Raw genomic sequence first — 21,978 nt, forward strand, 5'->3', positions numbered from 1 at the left:
GTGCCGTGGCGAGACACCGGGTCAGGGGCGTGCCTGTGCGCCCTGCCCGGAGGGTTGAGCACATGCCCGGGGGCCTGCGCTAGCCGCTGCCACTCTTTATCTTTCTATTCCACACGGGCCTTCCACCATGGCCCATAACGCGCTGCTGGCTGGCGGACTGCTGCTCCTGCTGGTGCTGGTGCTGGCGCACCTGCGGCCGACCGAAATCCTGCACCCTTCGCGCCGCACCCAGGTGCTGACCGGCGTGACCGGCGGCGTGGTGTCGGCCCTGGTGCTGGTCGTGCTGAACCTGAACGCGCCCGAGCTGGGAGTCGTGGCCTACCCCACGGCCACCGCCTTCATGGCCTTGTACTTCGGCCCGGTTGCAGCGGCCATCACGGCCGCCCTGGCGTTGCTGGCCATGGTCCTGAGCGAAGACGCCGCCTGGTTGGCTGGCCTTGCCACGCTGGTCGCAGCGGCTGCGCTGGGCGCACTGTGGCGCAGGCTGGATGCCCGGCCCGGCACCAACCCCTGGCTGGCCATCACGGGCATGGCCGTCACCCTGCCGCCTGTGGTCACGCTGTGCCTGGTGGCCACAGGCGCTGCGCCCGTGCCCGGTGCGCCCATCGACTGGCTGCGGCAGCTGCCCTGGTACCACGGCGCGGGCATGCTCATCCTGGGCACGGGGCGGCAGCTGCTGGTGGGCAGGGCGCAGTCGGTGGTGGCGCTGGAGCAGGCCCACCGCACGCTGGCAGAGCGCGAGCAGCAACTGCGCCTGGCGCTCGATTCGCTGGGCGGCGGGCATTGGGAATGGGATGTGCTGGAGCGCCGCTTCCGCTGCGATGGCCATTTCTATGAGGCCTATGGCATCACCCAGGCCGATGCCGACGCACCAGACCTGTGGCAGCGCTGGTATGCCCGGCGCCACCCGGCCGAAGCCGAGCGCAATGCCGCGCGGTTGACGCGGGCCATGGACGGGCTGGAGGAAAGCTACGAAGCCGAGTTCCGCGTGCGGGACACGGAAGGCCGCTGGCGCTGGCTGATGTCACGGGGCACGGTGTCGCGCCGCGATGCGCAGGGCCGCCCCACGGCGATGATCGGCATGGATGTGGACATCACCGCCCACCGCGAGGTGGAAGACGCGCTGCGCTCCTCCGAAGCCAAGTACACCACCTTCTACCAGACGCTGCCGGACCCGGCAGGCATCTCGCGCATCTCGGACGGCCGCTATGTGGACATCAACCCGGCCTTCTGCGAAGTGCTGGGCCGCCCGCGCGAGGAGGTGATCGGGCGCACCTCGACCGAGCTGCAGATCTGGGCCAGCGACCAGGAGCGCAAGCGACTCATCGACGCCTTCAAGCGCGACGGCAAAGTGGACCGCCTGCCGCTGGTGGCGCAGAGCAACGGGGTGCGCATCCCCGGCCTGATGTCGGCACGCTCCGTGCTTGTAGATGGCGAAAACTGCTTTGTTTTCGTTTTCCATGACATGACCGAAGCCCAACGCACCAGCGACGAACTTCGGGCGCTGAACAACCAGCTGCAGCAGGCTGGCCGCCTGGCCCGCCTGGGTGCCTGGGAGGACGAGCGCGGCAAGGGTCTGGTGTACTGGTCGGAGGTGTGTTTTGACATCCATGGCCTGGACCCCAGCCAGCCACCGCCCAGCGACTACATCGACCGCCACGTGGCCCCGCAGTACCGCGAGGCCCTGCGCGAGAAATTCCGCCAGAGCATCCGTTTGCGCACCGCGTGGAGCATGGAGATGGAGGTCTATCACGCCGATGGCCACCTGCTGTGGATGCGTGCCCGGGGCGAGCCCGTGATCGAGAACGGCCGGGTGGTGCGCGTGCGCGGCGTGATGCAGGACATCGACGAGGCCAAGCGCGCCGAACAGCGCCTGCGCCAGTCCGAGGAACGCTTTTCGCGCATCTTCCACCTCATGCCCTACCCCATGGGCCTGTCCCGGCGCAGCAACGGCCAGTATGTGGACATCAACCCCGCCTGGGTCGAGATGCTGGGCATCCCGCGCAACGAAGCCATTGGCCGCACCGGGATCGAGCTGGGCATCTTCACGGCCGAAGAGCGCCAGCGCCTCATCGGCCAGGCAGACGCCAGCGGCCAGATCAGCGACCACGAAATGACGCTGAATGTGCGCGGCGGCCCGCCCCGCACTGTGCTGCAGTCGATGCGGGCCACCGAATTTGATGGCGAGCCCTGCTGGCTGTTCTCGGTGCACGACATCACCGACCGCAAACGGGAGGAAGAACAGGTGCGCGAGCGGGAAGAACTGCTTTCGCTCACCTTCTCGGCCGCATCGCTGGGGCGGTGGGACTGGAACCTGCAGACCGGCCAGGTCACGGGCGACAGCCGCTGGCGCGCCATGCGGGGCCTGGAGTCTTCTGGCCACGTCCCGCTGTCGGTGCAGTGGGCCAACGCCGTCGCCGCCGACGACATCGAGCGCATCAACACCGAACTGGCGCGCCACACCACCCACCCCGGTACCCCGTTTGACGCTACCTGGCGCGTCAACCCGCCGGGTGAAGCCACCCGCTGGGTACGCAATCTGGGCAAGATCGTCGGGTTTGACAGCCACGGCAACCCGGCGCGCATGCTGGGCGTGGCCATCGATGTCACCCCCCAGCGCGAGCAGGAGGTCATGCTGCAGCGGCTGGCCCTGTTCGACGCCCTCACCGGCCTGCCCAACCGCGTGCTGCTGGCGCGCAAGCTGCAGGAAAACATGGAGCTGGCCCGTGAGAACGGCACCCAGCTGGGCGTGGCCTACCTCGACCTGGACGGCTTCAAGCCCGTGAACGACCGCCTGGGCCATGGCGCGGGCGACCGCCTGCTGGTGGTGGTGGCGGGCCGCCTCACGCGGGCGCTGCGCGGGCTGGACTGCGTGGCCCGCCTGGGAGGCGACGAGTTTGTGATCCTCATGCCCGGGCTGGACTCGGTCCGCGACTGCGAACGCCTGCTCGAACGCGTGATGGAAAGCGTCTCGTCCCCCTACACCCTGGACGCCGAGCGTGTGGTCGTCACGGCCAGCATCGGCTACACCGTGTTCCCGCAGGACGACGCCGATGCCGACACCCTGCTGCGCCACGCCGACCAAGCCATGTACGCCGCCAAACAGGCCGGGCGCAACCGGTTTCACCAGTTCGACGCCGCCCAGGAGCGCGCCATGCAGTTGCGCCGTGCCCAGGGCCGCCACCTGCGCGACGCGCTGGCCGACGCCCAGTTCACCCTGTACCTGCAGCCCAAAGTGGACATGCGCAGCGGCACCGTGGTGGGCGCCGAAGTGCTCTCACGCTGGCAGCACCCTGAGCGTGGCCTGGTGCCGCCGGGCGAGTTCCTGCCGCTGCTGCAGGGCACCGAGCTGGAGATCGGTTTTGGCGAATGGGTAGCCGAGGCCGCGCTCACGGTGCTGGAGCAGCTGCAGGAGCGGGGCCTGCCCATGCCGCTGAGCATCAACATCGCCGCCCAGCACCTGCAGCAGCCCGGCTTTGCCCCCTGGATGGCCCAATGCCTGGCGCGCCACCCCAAGGTGCCCACGCACCTGGTCGAGATCGAGATCACCGAAAGCGCCGCGCTGTATGACCTGTCGGCCGTGGCCGCCACCCTGACCGAGCTGCGCGCCATGGGCGTGACCGTGTCGCTGGACGACTTTGGCACGGGCTACTCGTCCCTCACCTACTTGCGCCGCCTGCCCATGGACACGCTCAAGATCGACCAGAGTTTTGTGCACGGCATGATGGGCGACCCCGGCGACCTGGCCATCGTGCAGGGCGTGATCGGCCTGGCCCGTTCCTTCGGCTACCGCGTGATCGCCGAAGGTGTGGAAACCGTCGAACAAGGCCAGATGCTGCTGCAACTGGGCTGCACCCAGGCCCAGGGCTACTGCATCGCCCGGCCCATGCCGCTGGAGGACTTCATCGGCTGGACACCGGGGTGGCAGCCGCCTGCGGGGTGGCAGCGGAGCCGGCCGGTGTGAGGCTTTCCAAAAGAAATAGCCTGACTAGCTACCCACATCAGATTGCTCATCTTCCATCCGTTCGGGCTGAACCTGTCGAAGCCAGGGCGCTTCCTGAGACGGCCCTTCGACGGGTTCAGGGCGAACGGGGTTTGTCTGAGGTGTGTCGCTAATAAGGAAAAATAGCTGCTTGCGCTTACCGATAGAGCGCAAGCAGCTATGCTTTTGATAGCTGTTGACGACTGCCAAGCCCGGCAACCGGCTCGCTGGCTATCTCACCCCACCAGCTCCTTCACCTGCTGCAGCGCCGCCGGGTCTTCCATCGTCGTCAGATCCCCCGGGTCGCGCCGCTCGGCCACGGCCTGCAGGGCGCGGCGCAGCAGCTTGCCGCTGCGGGTCTTGGGTAGCACGGTCACAAAGTACACACGCGACGGGCGGGCCACGGCGCCCAACTGGCTGTCTACCTGCTTCATCACCTCGCCTTCGAGCTTGAGGCGCGCGGCATTGTCGGTCAGGCCCGAGGCATCGCGCGCCACGGCAAATGCCATGGCGACCTGCCCCTTCAGGCTGTCGGCCACGCCCACCACCGCCACTTCGGCGATGTTGGGGTGCGAGGCAATGCTTTCTTCGATCTCGCGTGTGCCCAGGCGGTGGCCGGCCACGTTGATCACATCGTCGGTGCGGCCCAGGATGAAGTGGTAGCCGTCCGCGTCGCGGATGCCCCAGTCGAAGGTGCTGTAGATGAGGCGGCCGGGGATGCTCTTCCAGTAGGTGTTCACAAACCGCGCATCGTCGCGCCACACGGTCTGCATGCAGCCGGGGGGGAGCGGGCCTTCGATGGCGACCACACCTTTCTGGTTGGCGCCGGTCAGCTCTTCGCCCGTGGCCTCGTCAATCAGCTTCACGCCGTATCCGTACATGGCTTTGCCCGGGCTGCCAAAGCGCGTGGTCTGCTGCTCCACGCCATTGGCCAAAGTCAGGATGGGCCAACCGGTTTCGGTCTGCCAGTAGTTGTCGATGATGGGCACTTGCAGCGCGTCGCTGATCCACTGGGCGGTGGGCTCGTCCAGCGGCTCGCCCGCCAGCCACAGGGCCTTGAGGCTTTTGACGTTGTATTTGGCCAGGTAGGCCGGGTCCTGCTTTTTCAGCACCCGCACCGCGGTGGGGGCTGAGAACATATGCGTGACCTGGTACTTCTCGACAATGCTCCACCACACGCCCGCATCGGGCCGCGTGGGCAGGCCTTCGTACATGATGGTGGTCATGCCTGCGATCAGCGGGCCATAGACGATGTAGCTGTGGCCTACCACCCAGCCGATGTCGCTGGTTGCAAAGTACACATTGCCCGCCTTGGCATTAAAGATGTGCTTCATGCTCGCGGCCAGCGCCACGGTGTAGCCGCCCGTGTCGCGCTGCACGCCCTTGGGCTTGCCGGTGGTGCCGCTGGTGTACAGCGTGTAGCTGGGGTGGGTGGACTCGACCCATTCGCAGGGCACCACGGTGTTCAGGTGCTGCTCGCGCAAAGGAGCCCATTCGTGGTCGCGCCCAGCCTGCAGGTGCATGGGGGCCAAGCCCCGGTTCACCATCAGCACGGCGGCGGGCTTGTGTTTGGACAGCGCAATGGCCTCGTCCAGCAGCGGCTTGTACGGCACCACCTTGCCGCCGCGCGATCCGGCATCGGCACTGACCACGGCCACGGGCTCGGCGTCTTCGATGCGCGAGGCCAGCGAGCCCGATGCAAAGCCCCCGAACACCACCGAATGCAACGCGCCAATGCGCACGCAGGCCAGCATGGCAAAGGCTGCCTCGGCAATCATGGGCATGTAGATGAGCACGCGGTCGCCCTTCTTCACGCCCAGCGACAACAGCACGGCTGCCATGCGCTGCACCTCGGCATGCAGCTCGGCAAAGCTGTAGCTGCGCTCGGTGTCGGTTTCGGTAGAGATCGCCACCAGCGCCGCCTGGCTGGCGCGCGTGGCCAGGTGCCGGTCTACCGCGTTGTGGCACAGGTTGGTGGTGCCGTCCACAAACCATTTGGCAAACGGTGGATTGCTGTAGTCGCACACCTGCTGGGGCGGCGTCTTCCAGTCGATCAGCTTTGCCTGCTCGCTCCAGAAGCTGTCGCGGTGGTCGATGGACTGGCGGTAGAAGTCGGCGTAGGTGCTGTGTGCGGTCATTGTGGGGGTCTCCTCGGCATCTCTCTCGCCCTGCCAGGACAGCAGGTTTTGAATTCATAATTATTCATAACGGGCTTGCGGCAAACTGACGTGGTGGCGCTGACTGCACCGTGCGTGATCAAGTCCTGCCCCTGCTGCGGGCAATGTCATCCTTGTACCCCCGCTGCGTATGCAGGCGCTCCACGCCCTTCCCTCCTTCGCCTTGTAGACCTTGGAGCACCTCGCGTGCAAGTATTCTTTGGCTATAACAACATCAAAATTAGAAATAAGTATTTCACCAATCAAAGCATATACTTCAACCATGTGGTCCACCCTCATCATGACGCTGCCCACGCAGCCCAACGCCGTGCGGCTGCGTGTGTGGCGCAATCTCAAGGCACTGGGCTGCGCCGCCCTGCGTGACGGCGCCTATCTGCTGCCTGAAGAACATGCGGGCCTGATGGCACCGATTGCTGCGGAGGTGCGGGAGCATGGCGGTACGGCCATGCTGCTGACCCTGAGCGCCAACGACAACACACAACGCCAGGAGATTGAAGCGCTGTTCGACCGCACCGAGGCCTTCACCCAGTGGCGCGACACAGCCACCGCCCTGCAGGCTGAGCTGCCTCAGCTCACCGACACCGAAGCCCGCCGCCGCCTGCGCAGCATTGCCGATGCGCTGCAGGCGCTGCATCGCATCGACTATTACCCCGGCGCCGCCGCCGCACAGGCCAACGCCGACCTGGACAGCCTGCGGCAGGCGCTGGACGCCCGCTTCTCACGCGGGGAGCCCACCGCCCTGCCCGCCCATGGCATCCCGCGCATGGACAAGGCCCGGTTTCAGAACCAGCGCTGGGCGACCCGCGCCCGGCCCTGGGTGGACCGCCTGGCCTGCGCATGGCTGATCCGCCGCTTCATCGACCCGGGGGCCGCTTTTGTGTGGCTGGCCGATCCGGCCTCAGCTCCCGCCGACGTGCTGGGCTTTGACTTTGACGGCGCCCGGTTCACCCATGTAGGGGCGCTGGTGACCTTTGAGGTGCTGATCGCCAGCTTCGGGTTCGAAGCCGATCCCCGCCTTCAGCGCCTGGCCCGCGCCGTGCATTACCTGGACGCGGGCGGCATGCCCGTGCCCGAGGCCGCCGGGCTGGAAGCCGTGCTGGCCGGCCTGCGTGAAGTGCATGCGGGCGACGACGCCCTGGCCCAGGCCGCCGCACAGGTGTTTGACGCCCTGTATGCCGTGCCGCCCTCCTCCCCCAGCGCTTCATCGACCGTGCCTGGCACTGCCCCATGACCACCCACACCTCCCCTGCTGACGCGCCTACCGCGCTGGAGCGCCCCGCTCCCGCGAGCTTTGGCGAGGCCTTCCTGTTCTGGCTCAAGCTCGGGTTCATCAGCTTTGGCGGGCCAGCGGGCCAGATCGCGATCATGCATGCCGAGCTGGTGGAGCGCCGCCGCTGGATCAGTGAAAAGCGCTTTCTGCACGCCCTCAACTACTGCATGCTGCTGCCCGGACCCGAGGCCCAGCAGCTGGCCACCTACATCGGCTGGCTCATGCACCGCACCTGGGGCGGCATCGTGGCCGGGGCGCTGTTTGTGCTGCCCTCGCTGTTCATCCTGATCGGGCTGTCGTGGGTGTATGTGCGGTTTGGCGATGTGCCTGTGGTGGCTGGCATCTTCTACGGCATCAAACCTGCGGTGACGGCGCTGGTGCTGCATGCAGCGCACCGCATTGGCACCCGGGCCCTCAAGAACGGCTGGATGTGGGGCATCGCCGCCGCATCGTTTGTGGCCATCTTCGCGTTCGATGCGCCCTTCCCGGCCATCGTGCTGGCCGCCGGGCTGGTGGGCTACTTTGGCGCGCGCCGCTGGCCCGCCGTGTTTGCGCTGGGTGGCGGCCATGCCGACGGTAACAAGGGCTACGGCCCCGCGCTGATCGATGACGACACCCCCACGCCCGCCCATGCCCGCTTCTCTCGCAGCCACCTGACCAAGGTGCTGGCGGCGGGGCTGGCGCTGTGGCTGGCAGCCATGGCCGTGCTGGTGGCCACCCAGGGCTGGCAGGGCACGCTCACGCAGATGGGCTGGTTCTTTACCAAGGCTGCGCTCCTCACCTTTGGCGGCGCCTATGCGGTGCTGCCCTATGTGTACCAGGGCGCGGTGGAGCACTACCAGTGGCTCAGCGGCCCGCAGATGATCGACGGCCTGGCCCTGGGCGAGACCACCCCTGGCCCGCTGATCATGGTGGTGGCGTTTGTGGGTTTTGTGGGTGGCTGGCTGCAGCAGGTGTGGGGGCCGGACGCCCTCTTTGCAGGCGCCGCAGCCGCTGCCACGGTCGTGACCTTTGTGACCTTTTTGCCCTCGTTTATCTTCATCCTGGCAGGCGGTCCGCTGGTGGAGTCCACACACGGCAAGCTTGGTTTCACCGCCCCGCTGTCGGCCATCACCGCCGCCGTGGTGGGTGTGATCCTGAACCTGGCGCTGTTTTTTGCCTACCACCTGCTCTGGCCCAAGGGCTTTGGCGGCGCTTTTGATGCCGTGTCGGCCGTGATCGCCGTGGGCGCACTGGCGGCGCTGTTCCGCTTCAAGCTGGGGGTCATGCCGCTGCTGGCCCTGTGCGGGGCCGTGGGGCTGGCGGTGACTTTCCTTCGACCTTGGCTGGCCTGAGCCACTTGTCATCCACTTATCACTCACCTCTAGGGAGCCTCCCCATGCAAGCACGCGCCCAAGCCCTGCCTTTTGACCCGGCCACGCTGCCCGGCCTGTCTGAAAAGCTGCTGCGCAGCCACCACCAGAACAACTATGGCGGCGCGGTGGCACGGCTCAACGCCATCCGGGCGCAGCTTGCCGAACTGGCCTATGCCTCGGCGCCGGGCTTTGCGCTCAATGGCCTCAAGCGCGAGGAACTGATTGCAGGCAATTCGATGCTGCTGCACGAGCTGTACTTTGGCAGTCTGGGCGGCCAGGGCGCGGCGCCCACACCCGCCATGCAGCTGGCGCTGGCGGCCAACTTTGGCAGCGTGGAGCGGTGGCGTGAGGAATTTGTCGCCATGGGCAAGGCGCTGGGCGGAGGCTCCGGGTGGGTGCTGCTGGTGTTCCAGCCGCGCGAGGGCACGCTCGTCAACCAATGGGCCAGCGATCACACCCAGGTTGCGGCAGGAGGTGTGCCCATCCTCGCGCTGGACATGTACGAGCACGCCTACCACCTGGACCACGGCGCAGCAGCGGGGGCCTATGTGGATGCGTTCATGGCAAACATCCACTGGGCCGCCGTCTACGAGCGTTACAAGCATGCAGTACACGCCGCAAGCGAAGGGCTGCAAGCGTCGATCCAGGACGCGCAAGCGGCAGCACAACTGATTGATGTGCGCCGCGCCGGTGTGTACGAGGCGGCCACCACCACCATCCCGAACGCCCGCTGGCGCGACCCCGCCACCATCGAAACATGGGCTTCGGAGCTATCTACCAGCGAAGACGTGGTCGTGTATTGCGTCTATGGCCACGAAGTCGGCCGCTCGACCGCGTTGCGCTTGCGCGCAGCGGGCTTCAATGCGCGCTTCCTGCAAGGCGGCATGGACGGCTGGACCGCCTCCGGCAACGCCGTGTGTGCAAAGACAGAGGCGCTGCGGGTGGGGTGAATCGAAGGCGGCGACGAACCGTGCCGCCGGTGGGGTTTCAGCGACACGGCTCCCTCACCGCCTCCAGTTTGATTTGCTATTACTTCAATAGCTATAAGCGCTTGATGGGCAGGCGGAAGAGGCCAAAAAGACCCAAATCTTTTACTTGATCAGTCCAAGCACATCCTTGAACGCCGGGTGCTCGCAGCTGCCCAGCCATTCAAACGCCACCATCTCGGTGGTCACCAGCTCGGCGCCTGCGCCAGCCAGGCGGTCGAAGGCGGCGTCGCGGTTGCGCTCGGTGCGCGAGCCGCAGGCGTCGGTCACCACCCACACTTCAAACTCGTCGTCGATCAGGTCCAGCGCGGTTTGCAGCAGGCAGACATGGGCCTCGCACCCGGCGATGACGATGGTGCCGCGCTCGGGCGCCTGCTGGGCGGGCTTTTGCAGGTGTTTGGGCAGGCTGCGCGCATTTCCGCCCTGGGGCTTGGCCGGGGGGCGCAGCCATTCGCCCAGGCCTTCTTCGGCAGCGCTGAAGTGCATCTTGGCCAGGGTCTTCTGGCACAGGGCGCGCAGCGCGGCGTCGTTGGCGCCCAGGCGCGAGGGGTTTTGCTCGGTGCCCCACACGGGCACGTCCAGCATGCGCGCGATCTCGGCCAGGCGGCGGGCGTTGGCCAGCACGGCGGGGCCTTCGTGGATGGCGGGCATCAGGCGCTCCTGGTAATCGACCAGGACGAGTTGGGATTCGGTGGCGTCAAGCAGCATGGTGTGTTCGATCGTGTGCGTGTTCTGGAATGCGCTGGCCGGAACGGGGCGCGGGGGAATGGCGCATTGTCGCAGCCCGGCGGCGCAGGTTATGCAGCCAGGACCGACCGCAGCGCCACCGCCAGCGGCCCAGCCATGGCCACCGCGTTGCTCGGGTGCGGAATGCAGTCCGTGCTCCAGACCTCCCCCACCCCGGCATCGTGCAGCGCCTGCAGCGCATCGCCCGCAAACAGCGCATGCGTCACGGCCACATCCACCGAGGCGGAGCCCGCCTGCAGCAGCAGCCGGGCGGCCAGCGCCAGCGTGCGGCCGGTGCTGGCCATGTCGTCCAGCAGCACCACGGCCCGGCCTTGGGCGTTGAGGGGGGGAAGCTCGATGACCACCTGCCGGTCACCATGGCGCACCTTGGTGCAGACGGCATGGTCAAAGCCATGGCGCGCGGCGGCCTGGGCGATCCACTGGGCAGATTCGCCGTCGGGCCCCACCAGCAAGGCCTGGGGGCGGCGCTGGGCGATCAGGTCGGCCAGCGGCTCCGCGCCACTGAGCACCAAAGCCTGCGGCACGGGGATGGCCTGCTCCAGCCGCTCGATGCGGTGCAGGTGCGGGTCCACGGTGATGACTGCATCGAACAGCCCGGCCAGAAACCCGCCCACCACCTGCTGGCTCACGGCCTCGCCGGGGTGGAATGCGATGTCCTGCCGCATATAGGCCAGGTACGGCGCCACCAGTGTGAGGTGCTGAACACCCAGGCTGCGGGCAGTGCGGGCGGCCAGCAGCAGCTCCACCAGTTTTTCGTTGGGCTGGTACAAGCTGCGCAGCAGTACGGCTTGGCGGGGCAACTGGCCTGAGGCATCCACGGGAAGGCGCAGCTTGAGTTCGCCGTCGGGGAAGCGGTGGCGCTCAATGGCACTGGCCGTTAGGCCCGCAGCCTGTGCCAGGCGCAGCGCAGGCGCGGCTTCGTCGTCGAAATACAGCACACAAGCGGCTTCTGGCAACGCCATGGTCAGAACTCCACAAACACGCGCGGCACCTCGTCGGCCGTGCCCAGGCGGTAGCCGCTGTCGCGTTCGCACGCGTGGCGCGCAAACTCCAGGTCGGCTGGGTAGCTGGCGTGCACGCGGTACAGCAGGTCGCCGGCGGCCACGGTGTCGCCCAGCTTGTGCATCAGGTCCACGCCGGCGCCAGGCACCTTGGGGGCGCCGGCCAGGCGCGCCACGCGGGCGATCTGGTAGTTGTCGATGCCGGCCACCACCCCGCTGGCGGGTGCCACCACGTCGAGCGTCAGCGCACCCAGCGCCGGGTGGTTGTGGTCAAACCCTGTGGCGCCCTGGGCGGCGATGATGGCGTTCATGCGCGCCAGCGCCCGACCGGAGTCGAGGATGTCACGCGCAATCGCGTAGCCGTCGCCGCCGCGCACATCGGGGTCACATTCAATCAGGCGCCCGGCCAGGCGCAGCGCCTTTTGCCGCAGGTCGTCGGGCGCGCGCGGGTCGTTTTGCAGCACGCGCATCACATCGCGGGCCTCCAGCACCGGGCCCACGCCCTGCCCCACGGGCTGGCGGCCGTCGGTGATGACCACGTCCAGCGACAGGCCCATGCGCCGCGCCACGTATTCAAACAGGCGGCGCAGGCGCTGCGCGTCGGGCATGGAGCGCACCTTGGCCGTGGGGCCGATGGGAATGTCGAGCACCAGGTGCGTGGCCCCTGCGGCCACCTTTTTGGACAGGATGGACGCCACCATCTGCCCGGCCGAGTCGATGGACAGCGGCCGCTCCACCGAGATCAGCACATCGTCGGCGGGCGACAGGTTGGCCGTGCCGCCCCAGGCCAGGCAGCCCCGGTAGTCGCGCACGATGTCGGCAAGCTGCTCCAGCGGCAGCTCCACCTTGGCCAGCACCTCCATGGTGTCGGCCGTGCCCGCAGGCGAGGTGATGGCGCGTGACGAGGTCTTGGGGCACAGCATGCCGTGCGCCGCCACGATGGGCACCACCAGCATGGTGGTGCGGTTGCCAGGGATGCCGCCGATGCAGTGCTTGTCCACCACCAGCGGCTCGTGCCAGTCCAGGCGCCTGCCGCTAGCCACCATGGCGTCGGTCAAAAAGAAAACCTCTTCCCGGTCCAGCTCGCTGCGGTGGCAGGCCACCACAAAGGCAGTGAGTTCGATCTTGGAATACCGGTGGTCGGCAATGTCGCGCACGATGGCGCCAAAGTCCTCGCGCGTGAGGCGCTCGCTGGCGATCTTGCGGAACAGCGCGCCCATCGATTCGGGCGGCTCGGCCTGGGCCACCGACACGGTGTGGCCGTTGTCCACGCCCAGCTGGGCAAACGCGTCTTCCGACAGGCCCAGCTCCTGGCACCCCACGATGGCCGGGTCGTCCACCACGTTGACCGTGGCCAGGATGCGGCGGCCGTTGGCGCGCACCTCGATCTTGGACAGGGCCTGGAAACCCTCGGCCCGGTACACGGCACAGTCGCGGTGGAGGTACGCCACGTTCTCGCGCCAGGTGTCTATGGCCACGCGGCGCAGGGCCAGCTGGGAACGGGTTGGCGTGTCGGCCAAGGCAGACACGGGCGCAGACCCAGGGGCGGGAGAAGAAGGCTCGGCATGCATGATGGCGCCAGCCTAATCCCAAAGCGCTTGCCAGCACCTAGTGAACACCCCGCGCCAGAAGCTTTGCCGGGCAGAAACTGGGGGTGGCATGACCTGGGTCAAGCCGCTCCGCACTCACCTTCAGTCGGGCTGAAGTCGCAGCAGGCGCCCTTGGGGGCTGTCAGTCACCATATAGAGAAGGCCATCCGGCCCCTGGCGCACATCGCGGATGCGCTCGCCATTGCCTTGGAGCAGTTTTTCCTCGCGCAACACCTTGCCGCCCGCCACCTCCAGCCGGTGCAGGGTGCCAAATTTGAGCGAACCCACAAACAGGCTGCCCTGCCAGGCAGCGCCGTAGCGGGTGCTGGTCAAAAACGCCATGCCCGACGGCGCGATGGACGGCGTCCAGTGGTGCAGCGGCTGTTCCATGCCCGCGCGGGCCGTGCCCTCCCCCATCTTGCCGCCGCCGTAGTTTTCGCCGTAGGTGATGACGGGCCAGCCGTAGTTGCGTCCGGGCTGGGGCAGGTTGATCTCATCCCCGCCCTGGGGGCCATGTTCGTGCATCCATAGCTTGCCATCGGGGCCGATCGTGGCGCCCTGCGGGTTGCGGTGGCCGTAGCTCCATATCTCGGGCAAGGCGCCGGTCTGACCGGTAAAAGGGTTCCCGGGTGGCACGGCGCCGTCGGGCGTGATGCGGATGACCTTGCCGTGGTGGTTGTCCAGCTTTTGTGCATCGTCCTTGCGCTGGTAGCGCTCGCCCAGGGCCACAAACAGGTTGCCGTCCGGCGCCTGGGCGATGCGGCAGCCAAAATGCAGCGCACTTTCGACCTTGGGCCGCTGGCTGAAAAGCACGCGCACGTCCTGCAGGCTGCGCGCATCGGCCGCCAGGGTGGCCCGCGCCACGGCGGTGCTGTTGCCTGCACCGCTGGCTGTGGGTTCTGAAAAGCAGAAATAGATGCGGCGGTTGCGCGCAAAGTCGGCATCCGTCACCACGTCCAGCAGCCCGCCCTGCCCACCAGCGGCCACCGGGGGCACCCCCGCCAGGGCCGGACCCACCTGGCCGGTGGCGCTCACCACCCGCATGCGGCCCGGGCGTTCGGTGACCAGAAACTGCCCATCCGGCAAAAAGGCCAGCGCCCAGGGGCTTGCAAGCCCCGTGGCCACGGGCACCAGCGAGACGGCTCGCCCGGTGTTTTGGGCACTGCTGCTGGCCACGCAGCCAAAAGCTATCAAAAACATAGCTGCTTTGGCTTTGCTGATGCGCGCAAAGGCCCATTTTTTCATGAAATTCATCGCAAAAAGTACCTCCACCCCAGGGGGCTTGCCAAGGGTGCACCAAGACCGGGTCCGCGCTGCGAAACAGCTCCGCCGGGGCACCGCGCTACGGCCCACGCGCCTGGCCATTTCCATTTAGTTGAATCAAATCAATGGCTTGCAAAACTGCTTATTTTTAATAAGCAACCATACCGTGTTACCCTTCGCCCCCATGTCCAGATGGTTTTGCCTCCTCCTCCTGGTCTGCGCCACCACCGCGCAGGCAGCCCCCCAGACGGCCAATTCTGACGATATGGACCGTTTGCTTGCCGACAAAGGCCTGCTTACCCGGCTGGAAAACGTGAGCCACCAGGTGGCCGACAAGGCCCAAACGGTGGCCGGCCGGGCATCCGACCTGGTGGTCAACGCCATGGGCTTCCTCGGCGTACCCTACAAGCGCGGTGGCAACAGTGCCGAAACCGGGTTTGATTGCAGCGGTTTTGTGCGCGCCATGTACGAACAGACCGTGGGCCTGCTCCTGCCCCGCCGTGCCGACCAGCAGGCGGCCGCCACCCAGGTTATTGATAAAAAAGAACTACAGCCGGGCGACCTGGTGTTTTTCAACACCATGCGCCGAAATTTCAGCCATGTGGGCATCTACGTGGGGGACAACAAGTTCATCCACTCTCCCCGCAGCGGCTCGGAGATCCGGGTGGAAGACATGGGCCTGGCCTACTGGTCCCGCCGCTTCAACGGCGCACGCCGCGTGACCTCTGCCGAGGGTGCGGCCACCAGCACCGCCCAGGCAGCGCAGCAGCAGTAGGCACGACCCGTACGCCCTCCCCCTCTGGCGGCAGGGAGGATCAGCGCTTGATTTCGTACACCGTCTCGGTGCTGCGGATCGGCCCGCCCACCACATTCACCGGCCCGGCGGACGGGTCCTTCAGCAGCGCCTTGGCGGCCGCCATGTCGGCCTGGTAGCGTGCGCGGGCCGGGGATTCACAGCCCTTGCGCTCTGCAGCCGCCATGGCCCGGCATTCCTCCAGGCTGACCTTGAGCCCGCCGCCTGCTTCGCGGATGGCTGACTGGTAACGCTGCTGCGGCGTGGTGTCGGGCACGGCCCCCCGGGCCAGCGAGGCTTCGTCCCCCTGTGCCAGGGCCCCTGTGGGCAGGGCCAACAGGCCACCCAGGGCGCAGGCCGCCGCGAGGGCAGCACCAGAACGGGTCCAACGTGGATAGGTCATGGGAGTTTCCTTTCTTGCTGTGCTTGGATCACCGCAGGGCTGCAAAAGACGCATGGCGCCGTTGGTGCAGACAATCCCTGAGGCACGGACAGCCCCACTGTAGTTTTGCGGCCGGGCCCTGCCCCGCCAGCAGGTGCCGCGCTACCATGTCAGACACCACCCACAGGCCGCTGCCATGCACCACCCTTCTGCGCCGCCCCCCGGGGCCCATGCCCCGCACGACAAGGACTACCTGCGGCGCCTGCTGGCCGAACGCAACCAGGCGCCCGCCAATGCGGCGGGCATCGATGCCGCCATCGAGGAGGCATTTGTGCGCAACGTGGCCATCCTGGTGCTGGACATGTGCGGCTTCTCGCGCATCACGCAAAGCCACGGCATCATCCATTTCCTGGCCATGATCCACCAGATGGAGCAGGCGGCCCGCCCCGCCATCCGTGGCAATGGCGGCGAAATCATCAAGCAGGAGGCCGACAACCTGTTTGCCGTGTTCAACAGCCCCGGGCAGGCCCTGGAGGCCGCGCTGGACACGCTGCGCGCCCTGCAGGCCATGAACACCGTGCTCCCCCCCGAGCGTGTGCTGAACGTGAGCGCAGGCATTGGCTTCGGCCCCACGCTGGTGATTGCCCAGCAGGATCTTTTTGGCCCCGAGATGAACTGCGCCTGCAAGCTCGGGGAGGACATTGCCGGAGCCAACGAAGTCCTGCTGACCGAGGCCGCGCACGCGGGCCTGCCACCGGGTCGCTACATCTGCGGCGGACGCAGCTACCAAATTTCGGGCATGGACCTGCTTGCCCACCGTTTCGGGTATTGCCTGTTCGAGCGGCCCTTGAACTCCCCGCCCCAGGGCGCCACCTCAGCCGGGTGACGCGCACAGGGGGCGTTGTCCGACAGGGGGCGGCCAGGCCCTTCGGTACAGTCCCCCAGTCGCTTTCATCTCATCCGCATTCAAAGACACAAAGGGGAAAACATGCTGTCAATACTGGGAACGTTGCTGGTCGGTCTGGTCGTGGGTTTGATTGCCCGTGCCGTGAAGCCCGGAGACGACAAACTGGGCTGGATCATGACCGCGCTGCTGGGCGTGGCGGGTTCCTTCCTGGCCAGCTATGTGGGCATGGCCATGGGCTGGTACGCGCAGGGCGATTCGGCCGGCTGGATTGCCTCGGTGCTGGGTGCCGTGGTGCTGCTGGTGGTGTACAGCCTGGTCAAGGGCAAGTCGTCGTAAGCCGTCGCACAGGACCGCCCCATGCCCAGCTCCTTGCAGATGGCCGCCGGTGATCCGGACCTGGCCGCCGCCGTGCGCCGTGCGCGCAAGCTGCTGCACCGGCGGGCGCTGGTGGCCGCCGCCGCCAGCATGGTGCCCGTGCCGGGCCTCGACTGGGCCGTGGATGCGGCCCTGCTGTCCCGGCTCATTCCCCAGATCAGCGCCGAGTTTGGCCTGTCGGCCGGGCAGATCGATCAACTGGACCCCAGCAAACGCGAACAGGTGCAGAAGGCCGTGAGCCTGGTCGGCTCGGTGCTGATCGGCAAACTGATCACGCGCGAGCTGGTGCTGCGCGCCACCCAGACGGTAGGCCTGCGCCTGACCACCAAGCAGGTCGCCAAATACGTGCCCCTGGCGGGGCAAGCGGTGGCAGCCACCCTGGGCTACGCCACGCTGCGCTACCTGGGCGAGCAGCACCTGCGCGACTGCGTGCGGGTGGTGCAGGAGGCCGGGCTGCTGTTGCCCGCCCCCGCCCCAGCATCAACCCCTACCGTCCGCAAGTAGGCCCTGACAGGCTTACTCTGCCGCGCAGACGAAGCTGCTGGCGTCTTCCACACTGCCCGAACCCTTGTACTTGGCGAACTTGGGATAGGCGCACAGCGGCCGGGTGCGGTTGGGCATGAAGGTGTTGGCGGGCAGCGCCTTGGCCGCGATGGTGTCGGGCGCCACGCCCTTTTCCACCCAGTCCACCATGGCCTGGATCGAATCGAAGTTTTCGGTGGCCGGGCCGCCCGAGCAGTGGTTCATGCCTGGCACCAGGAAGGTGCGCGCAAAGCCCTGCGTGGCTGCCATGCCACCGTTGTTGGCTGCCAGGCGCTCGTAGTAGTCCATGGTGTCCAGGGCCGAGAAGATCGGATCGGACATGCCATGGATGAACAACATCTTGCCGCCGCGCTGCTTGAAGGCCGCCAGCTTGTCGTCGCGGTAGGTGTCATAGATGGCCGAATAGGCCTCCATGCGTGCCGGGTCGGTGTCGAAGTTGAAGGTCAGCGGGTTGAACGTGAGGTCTGGTGGCGTGAAGAACTCGTTCACCAGGGCGTCCACCATCAGCGTGATGTAGCGCGCGTCTGGCGTGGCGGTGGTGGAGCTACCCAGCGTCCAGGTGCGCCAGCCGGGAGCGGCCAGGCCCGGGTCCCAGGGCTGGCCTGCATACAGGGCCTTGCCAGCGGAATTGCGCGGGCCCGCAAACACGCTCTTGAGGGCACCCACCTGGGCGCTGCTCAGGCAGTCTGCACCCTTGGCGCCGCTGCACTGCAGCACGGCCAGGTCAAACTTGCAGGCCTTGACGTTGTTCACCAGGCCATCGGCCACACCGTCGGCCGCGTCGCACGACGACTTGACCGCATCGGCGACCAGGTTCAGGTCGGCATTGCTGAATGCCTGCGACAGGATGCGCTTGCCCGACGCGTCTTGCGGCGCAATGGCGTCGAACTGGATGGTGTTCCACATCGCCGCCACCGTGGCGCCGCTGGACACCCGCATGGCGGGCGCACCGGCCGTGATGGCGTCGAAGTAGTCTGGGAAGCGCTGCGAGAACATCATCCCTTGGCGCCCGCCGCCCGAGCAGCCCGAAAAGTACGAATGGTCCGGCTTGCGGCCATAGCGCGTGGCAATCAGCGACTTGGCGGCCACGGCCGTCTTGTCATACGAGTTGTAGGCATGGTCGATGCGCGCCTGCGGGTCGGCGCCAAAGCTGGCCGTGGTGCCGCTGTGCCCCGCATCGGTGGACACCACCGCAAACCCCTGCCCCAGCGGCGACGGCGTGCCGCCCGAGATGCTGGAGCTGAGCGAGGTGTCGCGCAGGATGCCGTCGTTGCCGCCGCCACCGATGAACAGAAAACGCCCGTTCCAGTTGTCCGGCAGGCTCAGCTGAAAGCCGATGGCGTAGTTTTTGCCATCCACGCCCACGCGGGGGTTGATGGCGCCCGTGATCACGCAGTGGCCCGGCAGGAAGGCGCCGGTGGCGGCCCCGCCTGGGCGCTTGGTATCTGCCGCCACATAGCTGGTGGTGAGCGTGGTCGCAGCCAGACCGGCCTTGGACGACAGGTCGGCGCAGGCAGCGGCCGGTGTGAGCTGCTGGGCGGTGGCGTCTCCGTTGCCGCCGCCGCAGGCTGCCATCAGCAGGGGCATGGCGAGTGCGGCGGGAACCAACTTGCGGCGCAATCCCGCCGCTGGCGGGCAGGCGGGATGCAGTGCGTGACTGAATGGCATGGTGCGGGTCTCCGGTGGTGTTGTGGTGGTATTGATGGCGTGAAGCACAGCCCGGCGGCAGGCAAGGCTGCGCCCCGGCCCGCGCCGCCTGCGGTTGCAGGTGCGCGGGCTCAGAGGCTCAGAAGGTGTGTGGAAAACGGGAGTGCTTGCTGCGGGCGCTCAGTCGGCCTTGAAGCCGGTGGCGGCCACGGCCTTGCCCCAGGTCACCGTGTCGGCGGCGATGGTGCGGGCAAAGTCCTGCTGGCTGGTGCCCGTCACGCGGAAACCGGCCTCTTCCATCTTGGCTTTGCCCTCGGGCGACTGCACGGCCTTGATGATGTCGGCGCTCAGCTTGGCGACGATCTCGGGTGGCGTCTTGGCCGGGGCCACGATGCCGAACCACGAAGAGAACTCCAGGTTGGCATAGCCCTGCTCCTTGATGGTGGGCACATCCGGCAGCGCGTTGGTGCGCGTGGCGCCGGTGGAGCCCAGCGCCACAAGCTTGCCCGCCTTCACATTGGGTGCGGCCAGGCCCACGCTGGCGAACACGCCCTGCACATCTCCGCTGAACAGGCCGCCCAGCGCGTCTGCCGTGTTCTTGTAGTGCACCGGCTCGGGCTTGAGCTTGACCGCATCGCCAAACATGAACGCGCCAAAATGCCCCGGCGTGCCTGCACCAAAGGTGGCCAGGAACAGGCCCTTTTGCTGCTTGGTCCAGTCCACGAACTCCTTCACGTTGCGCGATGGCACCTTTTGGGGGTTGACCAGCAGCACAAAGTCGGAGGTGACCACCTGGCTCACGGGCACGAAGTCCTTGGCCGGGTCATAGGGCAGCTTGTTGTAGCTGCTGGGGGCAATGCTGAGCTGGCCGGTTTCGCCCAGCATCAGCGTGTAGCCGTCGGGCGCGGCGCGTGCGGCCTCGCTGGCAGCAATCAGGCCACCCGCGCCGGGCTTGTTGTCCACGATCACGCCCGCATTGCCCCAGCCCTCCGAGAGCTTTTGCGCCAGCAGGCGCGCCACGATGTCGGGCCCTGTGCCCGCCGGGAAGCCCACGATGATGCGCACGGGCTTGCTGGGGTAGGCCGCAGCACTTTGTGCCTGGGCCCCCGCCCAGGGCACAAGCCCGGCCAGGATGGATGCGGCTACCAGGGCGCGGCGCAGGGGGTGAGCAGTGTTTTTCATGGTGTCTCCAGGGCTTGTACGTTGGGAAAGGTCAAAAATCAAATCAAGGAAGGCAAAGCGGCGAAGGTGTGCGGAGCGCTACCGCAGCTCAAAGAACCGCATGGCCACGGCGTCCGGGTAGCGTGCGCCGGTGCCCACAAACATGCGCTCGGCAATCCAGGACAGCGCGGGCGAGGCGGTCTCGAAACTCGGGCTGCAGCGGAAATAGACCTGCGCCGGGTCCACCAGCTCGCCGCGCACCAGGCGGGCAATCAGCTCGGCCGGGCCCGAGCGCACGGCACGGTTCTGCACATAGATCAGGTCGCCACCATCGGTCTCCAGCACATAGCGCGCGTCCAGCTCCGACAGCCGGTCGTTCACGATGAGCTGAAAATCCGCGCCGCCGGGCAGCACCCGCGCGCTCCAGCCATCGCCGGTGGCGGTGCCACCCACAATGGGAATCAGCCTGCGCAGGCCGTGCACGGTGTGGCCTACCTCCTGAGGGGTGCCGACCTCCACGCGGAAGTCGGCAAAGAATTTGAATTGCGGATCGGGCAAGGGCATGGGTTCAGACATGGACCTAGCGTAAGTCCCGTTGCTGGTGCGGCCTGTCATCCCAGAAGATGACGGGATAACCCCAGTGCCCTGTACCGGCTTTGACGGCTTTTTCAGAGCACACTCCAGGCTTTAGCCCACCGTCACCCCCAATTTCTGACTTGTTCCATGCGGCAGTGGCTTCCCCCCTCCTTGCAGACGGCACCTGGCCGCCAGGTGCTGCACAGTCCCGCCAGCCAGACGCTGGCCAGCATGGTCCATCGCCTGGGCGGCCATGGTTTTGCGCCCGGCCTGCTGCAGGATCTGGAACCCGTGCTGCCCGCCGCGTCCTGGTCGGTGTACCGCACCGGCCACCGCTGCAAGCCCACGCTGTTCATGTCCGCCAGCCGGGGCGTGCCCGACACCACGCAGGACTGCTGGTGGGCCTACCTGTCGGGCCCCTACCGCAGCGACCGTACCTGGGGCCGCTCTTTTGACGAAGTGCCGCTGGCCGCGCCTGAAACCCGGCTGTGCCATGTGACTGCGACCGAGGTGGAGGGCGAACACCGCGCCCGGGTGTACGAAGCCCACGGCGTGGCCGAGCGCGTGTCGGTGGTCGAATATGAAAGCGACGGCTCGGTGTTCGCCGTCAACTTCTATCGCCACCAGCACCAGCGCGCCTTCAGCGACCGGCAGATCAGCGCCTTCGAATCCGTGGCCCCCGTGCTGCTGGCGCTCACGCGCAAACACATTGACCTGTCGCACACCCAGGTGGCCCCGCCAACGCTGTGGCACGAGGTCACCGGCCCGGGCCCTGCGCAGGCCTTGGCGCTGCCCGCCGACACAGCCCTTGCCCCGCTGGCCGCCGATGGCCTGCCCGTGCTGCGCATGCGCCTGGTGCGCCTGCAGGCCGAGCTGACCGACCGCGAGCTGGACGTGTGTGCCCGCCTGCTGCAGGGCATGACCCACGAGGGCATCGCCACCGACCTGGGCCTGAGCGTGCCCACCGTCAAGACCTACCGCAACCGCGCCTTTGCGCGCCTGGGCATCCACTTTCGCAACGAGCTGTTTGCGCGGGTGCTGGGCGGCTGACGCTGCCAAGCCCCTCATTCACCCCCCATCAGGCGCCGGGCAGCACGCTGCTCATCGTCCAGGCCAGGCAACCGGCTGGATGACTGTGCAACGCGTTTCCGGCACGCTAGGACTCCGCGTGCGACGATTCTTGCGCGATGATGGCCGGGCAGAGGGCGCGTGGCTGCAGACCAT

Annotated in this window: 18 protein-coding genes; 9 read left to right on the top strand and 9 right to left on the bottom strand. The window is 67.2% G+C overall.

Annotation, left to right across the window (positions count from 1 at the left end):
* Positions 1–127: 127 nt before the first annotated feature.
* Positions 128–3,964, top strand: a complete 3,837-nt coding sequence (locus ACSQ3O_RS13545) for an EAL domain-containing protein (protein WP_436139256.1) — start codon at positions 128–130, stop codon at positions 3,962–3,964.
* 254 nt (positions 3,965–4,218) lie between these two features.
* Here the strand turns inward: ACSQ3O_RS13545 and ACSQ3O_RS13550 are convergent, their stop codons facing one another.
* Positions 4,219–6,120: a propionate--CoA ligase gene (locus tag ACSQ3O_RS13550; protein ID WP_436139257.1), complete on the bottom strand. Its 1,902-nt coding sequence runs from the start codon at positions 6,118–6,120 to the stop codon at positions 4,219–4,221.
* 301 nt (positions 6,121–6,421) lie between these two features.
* Here ACSQ3O_RS13550 and ACSQ3O_RS13555 point away from each other — a divergent pair, with 301 nt between their 5' ends.
* From ACSQ3O_RS13555 to ACSQ3O_RS13565, 3 genes are read left to right on the top strand one after another with little or no spacing between them, the layout of a single operon-like run.
* On the top strand, positions 6,422–7,390 hold the full coding sequence (locus ACSQ3O_RS13555) for a chromate resistance protein ChrB domain-containing protein (protein ID WP_436139258.1): 969 nt from the start codon (positions 6,422–6,424) through the stop codon (positions 7,388–7,390).
* Positions 7,387–8,763 (top strand): chromate efflux transporter, encoded by a 1,377-nt coding sequence (gene chrA, locus ACSQ3O_RS13560; RefSeq protein ID WP_436139259.1) that lies wholly within the window; start codon positions 7,387–7,389, stop codon positions 8,761–8,763. Before ACSQ3O_RS13555 ends, chrA begins: the two co-directional genes overlap by 4 nt.
* Before the next feature lie 44 nt (positions 8,764–8,807).
* Positions 8,808–9,734: a Fe-Mn family superoxide dismutase gene (locus ACSQ3O_RS13565; RefSeq protein WP_436139260.1), complete on the top strand. Its 927-nt coding sequence runs from the start codon at positions 8,808–8,810 to the stop codon at positions 9,732–9,734.
* A gap of 141 nt (positions 9,735–9,875) precedes the next feature.
* Here ACSQ3O_RS13565 and ACSQ3O_RS13570 read toward each other — a convergent pair whose 3' ends face one another.
* The 4 genes from ACSQ3O_RS13570 to ACSQ3O_RS13585 all read right to left on the bottom strand — a co-directional run bounded on the left by ACSQ3O_RS13570 (position 9,876) and on the right by ACSQ3O_RS13585 (position 14,307).
* A complete protein-coding gene (locus ACSQ3O_RS13570; protein ID WP_137745505.1) occupies positions 9,876–10,478 on the bottom strand; it encodes an isochorismatase family protein in 603 nt (200 codons plus the stop codon).
* Between the two features lie 89 nt (positions 10,479–10,567).
* A complete protein-coding gene (locus tag ACSQ3O_RS13575) occupies positions 10,568–11,479 on the bottom strand; it encodes a ribose-phosphate diphosphokinase (RefSeq protein ID WP_436139261.1) in 912 nt (303 codons plus the stop codon).
* A gap of 2 nt (positions 11,480–11,481) precedes the next feature.
* Positions 11,482–13,089, bottom strand: a complete 1,608-nt coding sequence (locus tag ACSQ3O_RS13580) for a thymidine phosphorylase family protein (protein WP_436139262.1) — start codon at positions 13,087–13,089, stop codon at positions 11,482–11,484.
* Positions 13,090–13,209: 120 nt separating this feature from the next.
* Positions 13,210–14,307 (bottom strand): PQQ-dependent sugar dehydrogenase, encoded by a 1,098-nt coding sequence (locus ACSQ3O_RS13585; RefSeq protein WP_436141125.1) that lies wholly within the window; start codon positions 14,305–14,307, stop codon positions 13,210–13,212.
* A 247-nt stretch (positions 14,308–14,554) separates the two neighbouring features.
* On the opposite strand from ACSQ3O_RS13585, the gene ACSQ3O_RS13590 reads away from it, so the two are divergent.
* Positions 14,555–15,145: a C40 family peptidase gene (locus tag ACSQ3O_RS13590; RefSeq protein WP_137745507.1), complete on the top strand. Its 591-nt coding sequence runs from the start codon at positions 14,555–14,557 to the stop codon at positions 15,143–15,145.
* Between the two features lie 40 nt (positions 15,146–15,185).
* Here the strand turns inward: ACSQ3O_RS13590 and ACSQ3O_RS13595 are convergent, their stop codons facing one another.
* Positions 15,186–15,566, bottom strand: a complete 381-nt coding sequence (locus tag ACSQ3O_RS13595) for a hypothetical protein (RefSeq protein WP_436139263.1) — start codon at positions 15,564–15,566, stop codon at positions 15,186–15,188.
* A gap of 175 nt (positions 15,567–15,741) precedes the next feature.
* Between ACSQ3O_RS13595 and ACSQ3O_RS13600 the strand changes: the two genes are divergently transcribed.
* The 3 genes from ACSQ3O_RS13600 (at position 15,742) to ACSQ3O_RS13610 (ending at position 17,331) form a co-directional block, all read left to right on the top strand.
* Positions 15,742–16,431, top strand: coding sequence for an adenylate/guanylate cyclase domain-containing protein (locus tag ACSQ3O_RS13600; protein ID WP_436139264.1), 690 nt, complete (start codon positions 15,742–15,744; stop codon positions 16,429–16,431).
* 102 nt (positions 16,432–16,533) lie between these two features.
* The gene (locus tag ACSQ3O_RS13605) at positions 16,534–16,788 is read left to right on the top strand and encodes a GlsB/YeaQ/YmgE family stress response membrane protein (RefSeq protein ID WP_436139265.1); all 255 of its coding nucleotides are present in this window, start codon (positions 16,534–16,536) and stop codon (positions 16,786–16,788) included.
* Between the two features lie 21 nt (positions 16,789–16,809).
* Positions 16,810–17,331, top strand: coding sequence for a hypothetical protein (locus ACSQ3O_RS13610; RefSeq protein WP_436139266.1), 522 nt, complete (start codon positions 16,810–16,812; stop codon positions 17,329–17,331).
* Positions 17,332–17,343: 12 nt separating this feature from the next.
* On the opposite strand, the gene ACSQ3O_RS13615 is transcribed toward ACSQ3O_RS13610, so the two are convergent.
* The 3 genes from ACSQ3O_RS13615 to ACSQ3O_RS13625 all read right to left on the bottom strand — a co-directional run bounded on the left by ACSQ3O_RS13615 (position 17,344) and on the right by ACSQ3O_RS13625 (position 20,754).
* Positions 17,344–19,038 (bottom strand): tannase/feruloyl esterase family alpha/beta hydrolase, encoded by a 1,695-nt coding sequence (locus tag ACSQ3O_RS13615; protein WP_436139267.1) that lies wholly within the window; start codon positions 19,036–19,038, stop codon positions 17,344–17,346.
* A 159-nt stretch (positions 19,039–19,197) separates the two neighbouring features.
* Complete coding sequence (locus ACSQ3O_RS13620; protein ID WP_436139268.1) at positions 19,198–20,199, bottom strand: Bug family tripartite tricarboxylate transporter substrate binding protein; 1,002 nt, start codon at positions 20,197–20,199, stop codon at positions 19,198–19,200.
* 78 nt (positions 20,200–20,277) lie between these two features.
* Positions 20,278–20,754 carry a DUF3237 domain-containing protein gene (locus tag ACSQ3O_RS13625; protein ID WP_436139269.1) on the bottom strand — a complete coding sequence of 159 codons (477 nt, stop codon included), beginning with the start codon at positions 20,752–20,754 and terminating at the stop codon, positions 20,278–20,280.
* Positions 20,755–20,901: 147 nt separating this feature from the next.
* On the opposite strand from ACSQ3O_RS13625, the gene ACSQ3O_RS13630 reads away from it, so the two are divergent.
* The gene (locus tag ACSQ3O_RS13630) at positions 20,902–21,804 is read left to right on the top strand and encodes a helix-turn-helix transcriptional regulator (protein WP_436139270.1); all 903 of its coding nucleotides are present in this window, start codon (positions 20,902–20,904) and stop codon (positions 21,802–21,804) included.
* Positions 21,805–21,978 lie beyond the last annotated feature (174 nt).

Source organism: Acidovorax sp. LjRoot74 (genome assembly GCF_964254355.1).
Lineage (GTDB): Bacteria > Pseudomonadota > Gammaproteobacteria > Burkholderiales > Burkholderiaceae_C > Acidovorax.

Bases quoted from the DNA above. Each gene is read 5' to 3' on its own strand.
- ACSQ3O_RS13595 (WP_436139263.1), bottom strand. From the start codon at position 15,566: ATGACCTATCCACGTTGGACCCGTTCTGGTGCTGCCCTCGCGGCGGCC.
- ACSQ3O_RS13615 (WP_436139267.1), bottom strand. From the start codon at position 19,038: ATGCCATTCAGTCACGCACTGCATCCCGCCTGCCCGCCAGCGGCGGGA.
- ACSQ3O_RS13625 (WP_436139269.1), bottom strand. From the start codon at position 20,754: ATGTCTGAACCCATGCCCTTGCCCGATCCGCAATTCAAATTCTTTGCC.
- ACSQ3O_RS13555 (WP_436139258.1), top strand. From the start codon at position 6,422: ATGTGGTCCACCCTCATCATGACGCTGCCCACGCAGCCCAACGCCGTG.
- ACSQ3O_RS13545 (WP_436139256.1), top strand. From the start codon at position 128: ATGGCCCATAACGCGCTGCTGGCTGGCGGACTGCTGCTCCTGCTGGTG.
- ACSQ3O_RS13600 (WP_436139264.1), top strand. From the start codon at position 15,742: ATGCACCACCCTTCTGCGCCGCCCCCCGGGGCCCATGCCCCGCACGAC.
- ACSQ3O_RS13590 (WP_137745507.1), top strand. From the start codon at position 14,555: ATGTCCAGATGGTTTTGCCTCCTCCTCCTGGTCTGCGCCACCACCGCG.
- ACSQ3O_RS13585 (WP_436141125.1), bottom strand. From the start codon at position 14,307: ATGTTTTTGATAGCTTTTGGCTGCGTGGCCAGCAGCAGTGCCCAAAAC.
- ACSQ3O_RS13605 (WP_436139265.1), top strand. From the start codon at position 16,534: ATGCTGTCAATACTGGGAACGTTGCTGGTCGGTCTGGTCGTGGGTTTG.
- ACSQ3O_RS13565 (WP_436139260.1), top strand. From the start codon at position 8,808: ATGCAAGCACGCGCCCAAGCCCTGCCTTTTGACCCGGCCACGCTGCCC.
- ACSQ3O_RS13610 (WP_436139266.1), top strand. From the start codon at position 16,810: ATGCCCAGCTCCTTGCAGATGGCCGCCGGTGATCCGGACCTGGCCGCC.
- ACSQ3O_RS13580 (WP_436139262.1), bottom strand. From the start codon at position 13,089: ATGCATGCCGAGCCTTCTTCTCCCGCCCCTGGGTCTGCGCCCGTGTCT.
- ACSQ3O_RS13570 (WP_137745505.1), bottom strand. From the start codon at position 10,478: ATGCTGCTTGACGCCACCGAATCCCAACTCGTCCTGGTCGATTACCAG.
- ACSQ3O_RS13620 (WP_436139268.1), bottom strand. From the start codon at position 20,199: ATGAAAAACACTGCTCACCCCCTGCGCCGCGCCCTGGTAGCCGCATCC.
- chrA (WP_436139259.1), top strand. From the start codon at position 7,387: ATGACCACCCACACCTCCCCTGCTGACGCGCCTACCGCGCTGGAGCGC.
- ACSQ3O_RS13575 (WP_436139261.1), bottom strand. From the start codon at position 11,479: ATGGCGTTGCCAGAAGCCGCTTGTGTGCTGTATTTCGACGACGAAGCC.
- ACSQ3O_RS13630 (WP_436139270.1), top strand. From the start codon at position 20,902: ATGCGGCAGTGGCTTCCCCCCTCCTTGCAGACGGCACCTGGCCGCCAG.
- ACSQ3O_RS13550 (WP_436139257.1), bottom strand. From the start codon at position 6,120: ATGACCGCACACAGCACCTACGCCGACTTCTACCGCCAGTCCATCGAC.